The organism is Photobacterium rosenbergii, from assembly GCF_033022775.1.
GTDB lineage: Bacteria > Pseudomonadota > Gammaproteobacteria > Enterobacterales > Vibrionaceae > Photobacterium > Photobacterium rosenbergii_A.
In genome coordinates, this window is sequence record NZ_JAWJZI010000003.1 from 90,551 (window position 1) to 103,257 (window position 12,707).

The window sequence follows — 12,707 nt, forward strand, 5'->3', positions numbered from 1 at the left end:
ATACCGTGAATTACGGCTTGGTTGGCAGCTCAGGCAGATGTGTTCCCGCATTTTTCGGGAAAAGCTTGTACTCGCCGTGGTATTTCACAATCGACTTGTAGTCGGTCACTTTGTACAGCAACATACCCTGTTCATAAGCAAGATCAACCAGCGCACGTGCATCGCCACGAACAAACAAAGATAGCGGCTTGACCAGCTCCCCTGCTTCATCGAAAGCCGCTGCATACTGAGTAGAGCACACAACTAGAGACGCCTGCCCATCGGTATGGTGGGTCACTTTGCGGTTCACTTCATACTCAGTAGTTACAAGCCAATCTTGGTCTTCCAATCGATCGTAAAGCGCTTTTAGTTGAACGTCATTCAAGATCTTGGCATTTAACGTATCCGTTAAGTCACCATCACGAGGAATGCCCTCATAGCAAGACTTGATCTGCTCAAACTGGTTCTTCAGCTGGGCATTTTTACCCATGCTGCGCGCCTGCTTCTGCCAGTCAACCAAGGTTTTGCCGACCACATGATCATAACGCTGCTGCTTAATAACCTTGGTCACCCAAGCATTGAGGTACAGAGTCTCACTCACGGGATTCTTCGGTGTTTTGCCTGCCTGCTGAGAGTCCGTTAGCTCTTGCAATCCCTGTGATACAACTTTATAGATTTCTTGATAAAACTTAGCCATTGATAACCTTTATGCTTCTTTTGAAAGGAACCAATAAAACAAAGCTGAAAGCACTGCACAGCCAGCCATTGTCAGCGCCATCGGCCACGGCGTGTTATTGTGCATCAAAGCCACCAGCCCGCCGACAACGGTACCGGTACCAAAACGCAAGGTGCCCGCCAAAGATGATGCCGTACCCGCCATATGAGGATAGCGCGCAAGCAAACATGCCATGGTATTACTGCCGATAATTGAGATGGTTCCGACAAATAGCATGACAGGGATCACTACCCCCCACAAGCCCAAGCCAAGCAGCTGTCCACAAACCAAGCCAATACCGGCGATTAACTGTACAGTCAGACCAAAACGTAACATCCAGTGTGAGCCAACCTTTTTCACCATGCGGCCATTGATACTGGTCATCATAATCAAGCACACTACGTTAAGGCCAAACAACAGACCAAAGTGTTGTGTGCTGACATGGTAGATATCAATGTAGACAAACGAGCCCACGGTCAAGAAAGTAAACATGCCGGCGAAAGAGAAACCGCTACTGAACACCAAACCCACCGCCACCGGCGTAGTCAGCATCTTGGCATAGTTGCGTAACGTCGAGCCAAGATGAAACGGCAAGCGTTTTTCCTTTGGCAGGGTTTCCGGGATCCTGGTAACGACAGCGAGACCAATCACAACAGCGAAAAATGCCAATACCCAGAAAATCGAACGCCAGCCAAACCAGACCGCCAGAAAACCACCCAACATAGGCGCAACCAGAGGCGCGACTGTCATTACCAAGGTAATAAAAGACATCATTCGGGCAAAGTCTTCCCGTTCGAACATATCACGCACCAAGGCCTGAATAATCACCGCCGCTGCCGCGCCAGCAAAGCCCTGAGCGGCACGGATCCATGTCAGTTCGATAATGTCACCGGAGACAGCACAGAAAACAGCAGCAATGGCGAAGAGAATAATGCCGACAATCAAAACAGGTTTTCGGCCATAGCTATCAGCAAGTGGGCCGTGTATCAGCTGACCAACAGCAAAACCTGCGGTATAGGCCGTCAACGTTGCCTGTACCAAACCCGGATTGACCATCAAATCTTTCGCGATGGTCGGCATCGCCGGAAGATACATATCAATGGCCAAAGGTGTTAGCGCACCAATTGCCCCCAATATAATAATGAGTTGAATACTAAGTTTCTGGCTGTCTGTCGCAGTCATGTGTTCTCTGTTGTGCTGGAAAAAGTCAAAGACTTATATTGTACGACGAATTAACTGAATACACTCTTTCCCTCTAGGAATTAGTGCGTTTCTGTCATGTCATATTAGTAAGGCGTAAATAAAAGGAGGAATGTATAGAATGAAGAGGGATCATCAGCATAATCCCTCTAAGTATGAATCAACTAATTTACCGTCATATGGCAACTAACTACTTAGTAAATGATGCCACTTCTTCTGCGGTCAGAGCACGGTATTCTCCCGGCTCAAGCTCTTCATCCAATTCAACACTGCCGATTTGTTCACGATGCAGGGCTTCCACCTTGTTACCCACTGCAGCAAACATACGTTTTACCTGATGATACTTGCCTTCAGAAATGGTGATCAGCGCAGCCTTCTCGTCAAGGATCTCCAACTTAGCCGGACGAGTGAGATCTTTTTCGCCGCGCAACTGCACACCTTCAGCAAACTGCTCAACGGTTTCAGGCGCTATAGGATCAGCGGTTTCAACATAGTAAACCTTTTCGCAAACATGACGTGGCGAAGTAATACGGTGTGACCACTGGCCATCATCTGTTAGCAGCACCAAACCCGTGGTATCGCCATCAAGACGACCTGCAACATGTAGTTTTTCCGGGCTGACCACATCCAACAGGATGAATACTGTTGGATTAAAATCATCAACATGCGAACACACAAAACCTGATGGCTTGTTCAGCATGAAGTATCGCGGACCATCAAAACGTAACGTACGGCCATTGAATTCAACGTCACAGTCATCGGTCACTTTCTGGGAACCGTTCTTAACAATCTCACCGTTAACTTCAATTTGTTTGTTTTTTAATAGTTTACCGGCTTCTTTACGGGTAATTCCAAGTGTTGTGCTAAGAAACTTATCAAGCCTCATGGTTGGCTCCAGATGGTACAAAAACGCGTATCATACCAAGTCTAGCGTTCTTGGGCATTATCCATTTCTCGTAATGGGCTAAAATAGAAGCATCTGAACAACGAACGCACGAAGCGACTCTTCGTGAAACAATTTTATCCCAAAAGTTCAGTGCAAAATCTCAGAACGTAACTAACCTCAAAGTCTCGAACATTTTTCGATGTATCTTTAAAATTCAATAGACGTATTCAGGCAATAGTTACGTATAACAAGTATTATCTACGCATTGGTTATACCGACTAACTGTGAAGGTTACGATATGAACATCTCACTTGTTGCGCCAAGTATTTCATCCATGGACATGCTACTCAAACTGGTTGAGGAGCTTTTTGACTATGAAGTACTGCCTAAAAAGAAAGAACAAACTCAGCAGGCTATCCAGCACTTACTTACCAACCCTGAGCTAGGCCAGGCTTGGTTTATCGAAGTCGATAACGATGGTGAAAAGCTTATCGCGGGACACATTATCATAAGTTATAGCTTTAGCTTGGAGCACGGAGGACGCGTCGGGCTCATCGACCAATTCTATCTCAAGCCAGAATGGCGACAGCAAGGGATCGGCACCGCACTTATCCCACAAATCGAAGCGCATGCGGCCTCTGCCGGCGTTCACGCCCTATCGCTCGAAGTGAATATCGGCAACAAGGGGGCACGTAAGTTCTACGAAAAACATGATTTCGTGCCGCGCCGCCAGTTCTGTATGATGACCAAAGTCATCAAACCCGAAGAAGTACCATTAAACATCGCTTCCTGACAAATCTTCTCTTTACAGACACCCACTGACATACAGATGCCAGTGGGTGTTTTCATTTAACAGCCCTATCTGTACACTTACACAGTATTTTTTAGCTCTGGCCATTACACCCTTATGTATACGCTCCGCCCATACCAACAAGACAGTGTCAACGCGACCATCCATTACTTCAGAAAGAACGCCACGCCTGCCGTGCTTGCCCTGCCTACCGGGGCAGGCAAAAGCTTGGTGGTTGCAGAGCTTGCCCGCATTGCCCGCGGCCGCGTACTGGTGCTAACCCATGTCAAAGAGCTGGTCGAGCAAAACCACAGTAAATACGAGAGCTATGGCCTCAAAGCCTCTATCTTTTCTGCAGGCCTTGGACGAAAAGAAACGGATAAACAGGTCGTCTTTGCCTCGGTGCAATCTATGGTGAACAGCCTTGACCAGTTTGCCAATGAATTTTCTCTCTTGGTTATCGATGAATGCCACCGCGTTCCCGATGATGAAAACAGTGCATACCGCCGGGTGATCTCCCACGTACAGAAAATCAATCCCGGCATTAAGATCCTTGGCCTGACCGCAACGCCTTATCGTTTGGGAATGGGCTGGATTTACAAATACCACACCCGTGGACAAGTCCGTACAGAGCAAGATCGCTTCTTCAGGGACTGTATTTTTGAGCTCCCAATCCGCTACTTGCTCGATGAAGGTTTTTTGACCGAGCCTAAGATGATGGATATGGCAGTCATGGGCTACGACTTTTCGCAGCTGAAACCGGGTAATAACGGCCGTTACAAAGAAGCAGATCTCGACAGCGTGATTGAACAATCAGGCCGGGCCACCCCGATGATCATCGATCAGGTTGTTGACTATGCTAAAGATCGCCGCGGGGTCATGATCTTTGCCTCCACCGTCAACCATGCCAAGGAGATCATGGGCTATCTTGAAGGTGAAAACGCCGCGTTAGTTATCGGCGATACCCCGCTGGACGAGCGCGACCGCATCATCGATCAGTTCAAGAAACAGGAAATCAAGTATCTGGTTAATGTGTCAGTGTTAACCACCGGTTTTGATGCCCCGCATGTCGACTTGATTGCCATTTTACGCCCGACAGAATCGATCAGTCTTTACCAACAAATTGTTGGCCGTGGGTTACGCTTGTTCGAAGGCAAGAGTGACTGCTTAGTACTTGAGTACGCTGGCAATTGTTATGACCTGTACCAACCGGAAGTTGGCGATCCTAAACCCAATAGCGACAGCGAAGTGATTATGGTGCCCTGCCCTGCATGCGGCTTCAAAAATAGCTTCTGGGGAAAACTCGATCCTGCCGGATTCCTGATTGAACACTACGGTCGCCGCTGCCAAGGTTACTTCGAAGACGATGATACCGGCGAGCGTGAAGAGTGTGGCTACCGATTTAGGGCCAAGTACTGCGAAGAATGCGGCGCAGATAACGATATTGCGGCAAGACGCTGTAATGTGTGTGATGCGGTGATGGTTGACCCTGACAAGAAGCTGCGCGATGCCCTCAAGCTCAAAGATGCCATGATCATGAACTGCCACGACCTGCGCCTTGAACCGGGCAAAAACAAGTTTGGCAAGCCTCAGCTCAAAGTGATTTATATCAGTGATGAAGGTGCCGAAATCAGCGAAGTATGGCCGCTATCGACCAAGGGCCAGAAAGATAACTTCATGAAGAAATTCGTCAATCCGCATCTGGCTGATCGCCACCGCCCTTTCACTGATACTGCGCCGACCAAAGTGGCCAACAATGAACATCGTTTCCGACCACCAGAGATCGTGATCGCTCGCAAGAGCGGACGCTTTTGGGCTATTCGCGATAAGCTGTTCGATTTGGATCAATACCAAAAAGGCTAACCCGCTATATTCATTCCCAATAAAAAGGCCGCACCTCAACAAATTGAGTGCGGCTTTGTTTTATCTAATGGATATGATTAGAAAGCGTAATCTAGGTTGATACCCCAGTTACGGCCTGGTTGAGTGCGACGGTCAACACCTTCTGTCGATGCTGATGTACCTTCAAGATCTTGGTACTGCCAGTACTTCTCATCAAAGGCATTGAATAATCCAGCACGCAGGGTTAGATCTTGAGTTGGACGGTAGTAACCGGTCAAGTCAACAACCGTATAGCTTGGCGCTTCAAGGTTATCGCTATCTTCCCACTTATCTTTTGCTGCAACAGCAGTGACGGTCAAAGCTGTACCCCAGCTTTCTGAAGGGGCATCGTAACCAACACCGGCAACAGTTGTGAACGGTGCGAGAGTATCAAGTGTGTCCCCCGTTTCTTTATCTTCACCATCCAAGTAAGCCATCGACAGGCGAGCGTATGTCCCCATTGGTGCGCCAAAGGCTTCATCTAGCCATAGGCTACCTTTGAACTCTGCACCAAAGATACGCGCTTTATCGATATTCTCATTGGTTGTTACATCGATACCGTTAACTTCCTCAGTCTTTGACTTAATAAAGTTATCGTAGTCATTGTAGAATGCGGCTAGCTCAAGTGCACCTAGGCGATTGTTTGCACGCAGGCCAATTTCATATGACTGACTTTCTTCCGGTTTCAGGTTTGGATTAGAGACAATCTTGTAACCATGGGCAGCATTGTCTTTGTCGTAGTAAAGCTCATAAATTGTTGGAGAGCGGAAGCCTTCACTGTACTGAGCGTACGTGCTGAAATTGTTATTCCAGTGGTAAACAGCACCTAATCGTGTTGTTAGAGCGTCGCTGCTGTGCTCTTCTAGACCAGAAGAAGAATCTGGTTTCGCCTTGTAATCGTCATAACGAAGACCTGCAGTTACCACCAGCTTCTCATCCATTAGGAACATCTGATCTTGTACGAATACTGCCCATTTCTCCTCGTCAGATTTTGGAACCTCTGTTGAACCTGGCTTACTGGTACCTGAATCCAAAAAGTAATCGGTGTAATCCAACTCAAACGATGCGTCTGATGCAGCAAGACCGTAAGTCAGTTCATGGCGACTCGTTGCCAATTGCAGCTCTTTTTGCATTTGCAAATCAAGCTGTAAGCTTTCATCAGTACCAGATCGGGAACGGTTACGGTTTCCGTAAGTATCCGTATGGTCAAAGTTATTATGTTCTGTTTCACTCTTAGACCAGTTAAGCTTCCACTCCAACGAGTCAAATGCGACGTTTCCAGCCAGCCACTCATGCTCGAAACCAAGACGTAAGCGATCATCCTTATCGTCACCTTTAACATTGGTGTAGACAAAGCCCGGCATAAAGCCACCACCACCGTCATAGCCTTCACGGCTCAAGGTGGTTACTTTCTGATCGCGTGTGTAAAACTCACCAGTTAAACCAACACGGTGATCTTCATTGATTTGATAAAAAGCCTTACCCAGTACATTATGAGACTCATAGTTCAATGGGTCTGCAGCACCACGTTCAGGCCCATTGATGTTTGCCCCATCACCATGGGTTTCCGTTTCATTACCGTCGCGATAGGTGTAAATCACCATGGTTTCAAGATCACCGGTGCGGTTTGCAACTTCTACTGTTGCTTTATATTCATCGCTAGCACTGGCGTAACCCGTTTTTAAACCAACATGGGTATCATCGCCAGCACCTAATAAATCTTCAGGGTTCTTGGTGCGCATCAACACAGTGCCGCCAAGGGCATCACTTCCATAAAGTGTTGATGTCGGACCCTTATTCACTTCAATCGCTGTCAGCGTATCCACTTCAAACGTATTGGCGTTTTTACGCATCACATCAGCACCAGGGTTGTAAGATGCAGGCTGTTCAACGCCATCCACAAGCACCTTAACTCGGCTACCACTCATGCCTCGAACGGTGAAATCTTGCATACCAAATCGGCCTTGGCCATTTACCTGTACGCCCGGCTCGTATTTAAGTGCTTGCTTAACATCCGTTGCTAAGTTTTGTTCGATATCTTCTGACGAAACTTTAGACACTGATGACGGAATGTTTTTGATGCTTTGTTCAGAACGCGTACCTGAAACAACCACTTCGTCAAATACTGAATACTCTTCTTGTGCATGTAGAGCTGGTGAAAGCGCAAGAACCACTGAACTTGCCAATATAGAAAGCTTGTAACTCATATTCCCTGCTTATTGATATTTTAGTTGGTAATGAAACTGGCAGAGATTATTACAAATACAAACGAGAATTACTATCATTATCATGCGTATTTTTTATTTCACGGTGCATTTGCACGAATTTCACTCAATCATAAACACGCCATTCTTGCTTTTGTTGTTCTGATTCTCTTTGGATAAAGACCGCTGGGCTTTATATACTGGGCAATGCCTTTTCGTGCCAATCGCTTAATTTTTAAGTCATTGAATAAAAGGTGTGATTTTTTCACTTGCCGCACAATGGGATCGCTGCTAATATTCGCGCTCGTTTTTACGACATTGAGTAAGGTCGCATTACTCAGTGAATTTAATTGAAAGAGTATTTAACATGAAATTTGAAGCAGTAGTACGTACTGACCTAGGTAAAGGTGCGAGCCGCCGCCTACGTCACGCAGGTAAATTCCCAGCAATCGTTTACGGTGGTGAAGCAGCTCCAGTATCTATCGAGCTAAACCACGACGAAGTGATCAACCAGATGGACAAGCCTGAGTTCTACGAAGGTATCGTTCTAGTGATCGACGGTCAAGAAGTTGCTGTTAAGCCACAAGACATCCAGCGTCACGCGTACAAGCCAAAAGTTGAGCACATGGACTTCAAACGCGCTTAATAGCCGTTGATTCATACTCAATAATAAAAAGCGCCTATATGGCGCTTTTTTTATGTCTGCTGAACCCGTTTATTCATGCCTCAAAGCTTCAATCGGATCAAGCTGTGATGCTTTGTAAGCAGGATAAAACCCAAACCCTACCCCAATCATGGCGGTTGCCGTAATGCTCACCACAATAATCAAGGGCGAAACCACCATCTGCCAGCCTAAGCCATGCTGAAGTACAACAACAGCCAATAAAGACAAAGCGATACCGATAAAAGCCCCCAGCAAACACAGCACCACACTCTCTATCAAAAACTGGGTCAGAATATGCTTAGGCTTTGCCCCTACCGCCATACGCAACCCAATCTCTCGAGTTCGCTCAGTAACACTTACCAGCATGATGTTCATCACCCCTATGCCACCGACCAGCAAGGAAACAGCAGCAACACCAGAAAGCAGTAACGAAAACACCTTGTTAGCTTCCGCGCGGGTTTGCAGCATCGCGGTCAGATTCATAATGGTAAACGGGCTTGGTAGGTGCGAGGCAACACGGTGTTTTTGCAATAGCAGGCGCTCGACCTCTTCCGCCACCATATCCATGTCTTTTTCGTCCTCGACCGACAATGTGATTCGGCTAACCCGGTTGGCATTATTATCATTTCGGCCAATTACCCGGCGGTTGGCCGTCGTCAGCGGCAAGATAATCAAATCATCTTGGTCCTGACCCCGAATGTCCTGCCCTTTTTCATCTAAAAGGCCTATGATCCTCAAAGGCACCTTGTTGATACGTATCACTTCATCCATTGCGTAATCGGGATGGTCGAACAACTCTTTGGCAACCGTCTGGCCAATTAGAGCAACTTTGGCGTTGCGACGAAGATCCTCATCGGTAAAGGCTCGCCCCTGCGACACTTCCCAGTTACTGGCCGTCAAGTAATCAGCATTGGTACCTTGAATGGAGGTATTCCAGTTTTGGTTACCAAACACCACCTGTGCCTGGCCATGAACGTTAGCGCCTGCAGCAATAATTTCAGGTATTTCTGCCTTGATTTGCGTAACATCAGACATCGATAGCCTGTTAGTTGCACCAGCGGCAGACGACGCGCCACCGCTGCGGATAGCACCGGCTCGAACCATCAACAAGTTGGTACCATGACTTTCAATCTGCTTTTCAACCTCTCGCTGGGCACCCTCGCCGAGAGCAAACATAATCACAACGGCACTGATACCGATGATGATACCCAGCGTGGTTAAAATAGAGCGCAGCAAATGTGTTCTCAGCGACGTAAGCGCAGTGATCAAAGTCGTCATGCTATCGCCTCCAAGTGGTTCTGCTGATCCAAAACCAGCTTGCCGTCCTTGATATGCAATATGCGATTGGCTTGGGCTGCGACCTCATTATCGTGGGTGATAATCACAATCGTCTGTCCCTGGCTGTTAAGCTCCTTGAATAACCCGACAATATCTTCACTGGTTTTACTGTCCAGTGCCCCTGTCGGCTCATCGGCAAGCAAGATATCCGGCTGGTTGATCATCGCCCTAGCTATCGCAACCCGCTGCTGCTGACCGCCTGAAAGCTGGTTTGGGTGTGAATCCAGCTTATCCCCCAGCCCAACGAGCTCAAGGCAGTGTTTTGCCCTCTCATTAGCATCAACTACCTTTTGCTCCCGATACATCAGTGGCATTTTGACATTGTCCAACGCACTGGTCCGAGACAACAAGTTAAACTGCTGGAACACAAATCCGATATGACTTTGCCTGATTTCTGCCAACTGATCTTTGGACATTGAAGGCGTCGGCTTGCCGAGAATTTCAATATCACCCTGCTCAGGGGTCATCAAGCAGCCAATCACGTTCATCAAGGTAGATTTACCAGACCCTGATGGCCCGATAATCGCAACCATCTCGCCTTTATTGATCTGAAACGTAATGTCATCCAGCACCTGAAAGCGCTCTTCCCCAACAGGAAAACTGTGGCTCAGTGCCCGACATGCAATAGCGGCATCCATTAGCGGTTATCCCTCACCTGAGTGATGATCTGCATTCCAGAAATATCCGGACTCAACACCGATGAATAGCTATCGTCACTGACACCGAATTCGGCGTGAATAACTTCCAGATCACCGTTATTGAGTACTAGTAGCGGACCAACCTTAACTTCGCCATTGCGGATCCTTCGTTGCAATTCACGTTGCTCTTTGGTCAGTATTGAAGACAAGACTTTTTGCATCTGCTGACGCTGCTGCCTCATCGCAGTATTTGACTGCCCGCCTTGTGCAGCAGGCGAAGATGGCAACGCCTGTTTCAAGGCCAGCTTCTGATCATCAGTCAAGTTGAGGTGCGCAAAGCGAGAAATAATATCGCCTCGGCCGCCTTGTTGCTGACTGCTCGGTGCATATCGGCTTGCCGCACGAACAGCCGCATTACTGACCCTTTGAGCATCACGAATACTGTCGATGGAAATATCCAGGTTGGCGGTCATCCCCGGCAACAAGCTATTGTTCGGGTTACGGGCTGAGACAATGACGATATAGCTGATCACACCGCTATTATCTTGTGGCGCTTTGCGGATTTGGCTCACTTTGCCATTGAACTGGCGCTCCGGATAGGCATCGACAGAAAACTGAACGCTTTGATCCAGCTTCACTAAGCCAATGTCGGATTCATCAATAAAGGCTTCGATCTCCATTTCCGACAGATCTTTTGCCAAGGTAAAAAGTTCCGGCGTGTTGTAACTTGAAGCGACGGTCTGTCCGGCCTCAACCGTTCTATTAATCACAAAGCCAGAGATTGGGGCAACAATTCTAGTCCGGTCCAAATCTATCTGAGCCTGCTTTAGGCTTGCTTCATTGGCTGCATGGGTTGCCCGCAGAATAGATAGCTGAGAAATACTTTGTTCCCAGTCCAGTTTGCTCATTTGGGAGTTGGTTTCAATCACATCAAGCGCATCTTCAGAGATACTCTTGTTCTTATACAGAGTGCGAGACCGAGCCAGCTCTCTCACCGAACGCTGATAATTCAACTTGGCGCGCTCAATCATCAGCTTCTGCGCCTCAATATCAGCCGCGCTTTTATCCCTGAGCGCCTGTGTCTGAGCAACCTTCGCGGCAAAATATTCTGGATCAATTTCAGCCAGTAACTGGCCTTCTTCAACCGGATCGTTGAAATCTGCGTGGATCTTTATGATCTGGCCGGAAAGCTGTGCACCGACCACAACATCATTAACCGCCGTTAACGAACCCGTGGCACTGACGCGGTTGCTCACATTGCCGATAGTCACTTGTTCGGTGCGAAAAGTTTGGGCAGAAGTCTTATTCGAACTGAAACTATCTGGTGTGAGTGTATAGAAAGAGATCGCACCAACAGTGGCCAATGCGACAATAGATAAGGCAATTTTGGATCGCTTGGTTTTCATCAAGAAAGGTCCCAATATTTATTATTCTATTGAAAACCTTAACAACTGTAAGTGCATAGGAGAACGGGATTTACAGTGTTTTACTCACCAATCAAAAACAGAAACATTTTTCAGGAATAAATAAACTGCAAGGAATAAACAGTAGGAATAATAAAACAATAAATATCAGAACAGTTCCTGTTGCGGAGAGGCATCATTTCCTGAGTCATCTTGCCGATTTTGCTGCGCTTTGGCTCGCATCACTCTTTGGTATCGCTGTTTACAAAGCCTGATAACATTGCGCTTCTGCTCATTAGTGAGTTGCTGCCAATAAAAACGCTCGTCACGACTACGAAAACAACCTTTGCAATAACCACGGTTATTTGCTTGGCAAACCCCAACACAAGGGCTAGGAATCGTAAAAAAATCGAGTTGTTCCATTCCCCTTCCCACTGCGTGTAAATGATTATCTATTAATGATAATAACCCCTAATATCCAAATGCCCTACCCGAAATTAGAAAAGAAGAATTTTCTCACTCAGAATGAATGCCCATTCACAGCCTTGTACTTTTGCTGATAATTTTGCTAGTCTTTTGTGGTTATCAGGATAGATAGCGTTATCTACTATGCAGTCAAATCGTCTTTCCAGCGACTGCTGTTCAACCAGGAGGGAACCATGGATTTCTTTGTACCATCGGCAACTAGCCCGCAACAAGCAGAAGCGGTATTTAACTCAATTGCCAACCACGTTTCTGCACCAGAGCAAAACCAACGCATTTACAAACTTGTTTGGCAACATGAAGGTGCCGAGTGTTCTTGTGAGATTGGCAAGCCGCTTCCTGAGATTTTCAGAACCGACGAAACAGTGTTAGCAATTTTCGAGTGTGATGAAGTTTACAAAATCTGTACACCTAATCGTGGCGCGATCAAGTTTGATCCTATACACGCGATGAAGAATTCCGTATCAAGCGTTGAATACTTCGGCTAATCCTGCCAAACATCCGATACAAAAAAACCGCATTCACA

General features: G+C 47.0%; 12 protein-coding genes. 4 read left to right on the forward strand and 8 right to left on the reverse strand.

Annotated features, from left to right (window positions below; translation table 11 throughout):
* Positions 1–10: 10 nt before the first annotated feature.
* From R2X38_RS08360 to rsuA, 3 genes are all read right to left on the reverse strand, one after another.
* On the reverse strand, positions 11–676 hold the full coding sequence (locus R2X38_RS08360) for a DUF2913 family protein (protein ID WP_317521781.1): 666 nt from the start codon (positions 674–676) through the stop codon (positions 11–13).
* A gap of 9 nt (positions 677–685) precedes the next feature.
* Entirely contained in the window at positions 686–1,876 is a 1,191-nt protein-coding gene (locus R2X38_RS08365; protein WP_317521782.1) for a Bcr/CflA family multidrug efflux MFS transporter, read from the reverse strand.
* Between the two features lie 208 nt (positions 1,877–2,084).
* Positions 2,085–2,780 (reverse strand): 16S rRNA pseudouridine(516) synthase RsuA, encoded by a 696-nt coding sequence (gene rsuA / locus R2X38_RS08370; protein WP_317521783.1) that lies wholly within the window; start codon positions 2,778–2,780, stop codon positions 2,085–2,087.
* Between the two features lie 298 nt (positions 2,781–3,078).
* Here rsuA and R2X38_RS08375 point away from each other — a divergent pair, with 298 nt between their 5' ends.
* Positions 3,079–3,573, forward strand: coding sequence for a GNAT family N-acetyltransferase (locus R2X38_RS08375; protein ID WP_317521784.1), 495 nt, complete (start codon positions 3,079–3,081; stop codon positions 3,571–3,573).
* Positions 3,574–3,687: 114 nt separating this feature from the next.
* Positions 3,688–5,433 (forward strand): DEAD/DEAH box helicase, encoded by a 1,746-nt coding sequence (locus R2X38_RS08380; protein WP_317521785.1) that lies wholly within the window; start codon positions 3,688–3,690, stop codon positions 5,431–5,433.
* Positions 5,434–5,510: 77 nt separating this feature from the next.
* Here R2X38_RS08380 and R2X38_RS08385 read toward each other — a convergent pair whose 3' ends face one another.
* The gene (locus R2X38_RS08385; protein WP_317521786.1) at positions 5,511–7,658 is read right to left on the reverse strand and encodes a TonB-dependent hemoglobin/transferrin/lactoferrin family receptor; all 2,148 of its coding nucleotides are present in this window, start codon (positions 7,656–7,658) and stop codon (positions 5,511–5,513) included.
* Positions 7,659–8,022: 364 nt separating this feature from the next.
* On the opposite strand from R2X38_RS08385, the gene rplY reads away from it, so the two are divergent.
* A complete protein-coding gene (rplY, locus tag R2X38_RS08390) occupies positions 8,023–8,301 on the forward strand; it encodes a 50S ribosomal protein L25 (RefSeq protein ID WP_107298375.1) in 279 nt (92 codons plus the stop codon).
* 69 nt (positions 8,302–8,370) lie between these two features.
* On the opposite strand, the gene R2X38_RS08395 is transcribed toward rplY, so the two are convergent.
* The 4 genes from R2X38_RS08395 to R2X38_RS08410 form a co-directional block, all read right to left on the reverse strand.
* Entirely contained in the window at positions 8,371–9,597 is a 1,227-nt protein-coding gene (locus R2X38_RS08395; RefSeq protein ID WP_317521787.1) for an ABC transporter permease, read from the reverse strand.
* Positions 9,594–10,295, reverse strand: a complete 702-nt coding sequence (locus tag R2X38_RS08400) for an ABC transporter ATP-binding protein (protein WP_317521788.1) — start codon at positions 10,293–10,295, stop codon at positions 9,594–9,596. The genes R2X38_RS08395 and R2X38_RS08400 overlap by 4 nt, the downstream gene beginning before the upstream one ends.
* Positions 10,295–11,701, reverse strand: a complete 1,407-nt coding sequence (locus R2X38_RS08405) for an efflux RND transporter periplasmic adaptor subunit (RefSeq protein WP_317521789.1) — start codon at positions 11,699–11,701, stop codon at positions 10,295–10,297. The genes R2X38_RS08400 and R2X38_RS08405 overlap by 1 nt, the downstream gene beginning before the upstream one ends.
* Positions 11,702–11,866: 165 nt before the next feature.
* The gene (locus tag R2X38_RS08410; RefSeq protein WP_222550506.1) at positions 11,867–12,121 is read right to left on the reverse strand and encodes a DUF1289 domain-containing protein; all 255 of its coding nucleotides are present in this window, start codon (positions 12,119–12,121) and stop codon (positions 11,867–11,869) included.
* A 236-nt stretch (positions 12,122–12,357) separates the two neighbouring features.
* Between R2X38_RS08410 and R2X38_RS08415 the strand changes: the two genes are divergently transcribed.
* Positions 12,358–12,669 carry a hypothetical protein gene (locus R2X38_RS08415; RefSeq protein WP_317521790.1) on the forward strand — a complete coding sequence of 104 codons (312 nt, stop codon included), beginning with the start codon at positions 12,358–12,360 and terminating at the stop codon, positions 12,667–12,669.
* Positions 12,670–12,707 lie beyond the last annotated feature (38 nt).

What these genes read in the sequence shown, in the direction of transcription:
- rsuA (WP_317521783.1), bottom strand. Translation starts at nt 2,780, where the DNA reads ATGAGGCTTGATAAGTTTCTTAGCACAACACTTGGAATTACCCGTAAA.
- R2X38_RS08360 (WP_317521781.1), bottom strand. Translation starts at nt 676, where the DNA reads ATGGCTAAGTTTTATCAAGAAATCTATAAAGTTGTATCACAGGGATTG.
- R2X38_RS08395 (WP_317521787.1), bottom strand. Translation starts at nt 9,597, where the DNA reads ATGACGACTTTGATCACTGCGCTTACGTCGCTGAGAACACATTTGCTG.
- R2X38_RS08380 (WP_317521785.1), top strand. Translation starts at nt 3,688, where the DNA reads ATGTATACGCTCCGCCCATACCAACAAGACAGTGTCAACGCGACCATC.
- R2X38_RS08400 (WP_317521788.1), bottom strand. Translation starts at nt 10,295, where the DNA reads ATGGATGCCGCTATTGCATGTCGGGCACTGAGCCACAGTTTTCCTGTT.
- R2X38_RS08385 (WP_317521786.1), bottom strand. Translation starts at nt 7,658, where the DNA reads ATGAGTTACAAGCTTTCTATATTGGCAAGTTCAGTGGTTCTTGCGCTT.
- R2X38_RS08405 (WP_317521789.1), bottom strand. Translation starts at nt 11,701, where the DNA reads ATGAAAACCAAGCGATCCAAAATTGCCTTATCTATTGTCGCATTGGCC.
- R2X38_RS08410 (WP_222550506.1), bottom strand. Translation starts at nt 12,121, where the DNA reads ATGGAACAACTCGATTTTTTTACGATTCCTAGCCCTTGTGTTGGGGTT.
- R2X38_RS08415 (WP_317521790.1), top strand. Translation starts at nt 12,358, where the DNA reads ATGGATTTCTTTGTACCATCGGCAACTAGCCCGCAACAAGCAGAAGCG.
- R2X38_RS08365 (WP_317521782.1), bottom strand. Translation starts at nt 1,876, where the DNA reads ATGACTGCGACAGACAGCCAGAAACTTAGTATTCAACTCATTATTATA.
- R2X38_RS08375 (WP_317521784.1), top strand. Translation starts at nt 3,079, where the DNA reads ATGAACATCTCACTTGTTGCGCCAAGTATTTCATCCATGGACATGCTA.
- rplY (WP_107298375.1), top strand. Translation starts at nt 8,023, where the DNA reads ATGAAATTTGAAGCAGTAGTACGTACTGACCTAGGTAAAGGTGCGAGC.